This is a genomic window from Burkholderia puraquae (assembly GCF_002099195.1).
Classification (GTDB): Bacteria; Pseudomonadota; Gammaproteobacteria; order Burkholderiales; family Burkholderiaceae; genus Burkholderia; species Burkholderia puraquae.
The window spans coordinates 1-564 of the sequence record NZ_NBYX01000078.1 but is presented as its reverse complement, the minus strand read 5'-3'; the positions used below and the strand labels follow the sequence as shown (position 1 = coordinate 564).

The 564-nt window shown below is 64.9% G+C and carries 1 protein-coding gene; it reads right to left on the bottom strand.

Features of this window, described 5'->3' with window-relative positions:
• The coding region (locus B7G54_RS37860; RefSeq protein ID WP_133059280.1) for an aminotransferase class III-fold pyridoxal phosphate-dependent enzyme at positions 1–564 on the bottom strand (564 nt) is incomplete at both ends.

Sequence of the window (564 nt, the reverse complement as noted above, 5' to 3'; positions counted from 1 at the left end):
CCGATCACTTCGTCGGCGACCAGCAGGATGTCGTACTTGCGGCAGATCCGCTGGATTTCCGGCCAGTACGTCGACGGCGGGAAGATCACGCCGCCCGCGCCCTGGAACGGCTCGCCGATGAACGCCGCGACGTTCTCCGCGCCGAGTTCGAGGATCTTCGCTTCGAGCTGCTGCGCGCGGGCCAGGCCGAACGCCTCGGGCGTCTCGCCGGCCGCCGCTTCGCCGAAGAAATACGGCTGGTCGATATGCACGATGTGCTCGACCTTCGACGGCATCTGCTCGTGCATGTAGCCCATCCCGCCGAGCGTGCCGCCCGCGATCGTCGAGCCGTGGTAGCCGTTCCTGCGCGAGATCACATACTTCTTCTGCGGCTGGCCCTGCACGCGCCAGTACTGGTGCACGAGGCGCAGCACGGTGTCGTTGCCTTCCGAGCCGCTGTTGCAGTAGAAGAAGTGGTTGAAGCCCTTCGGCGTGACTTCCGCGAGCATCGCCGAGAGTTCGATCACCGGCGGGTGCGTGGTCTTGAAGAACGTGTTGTAGAACGGCAGTTCCTGCAACTGGCGA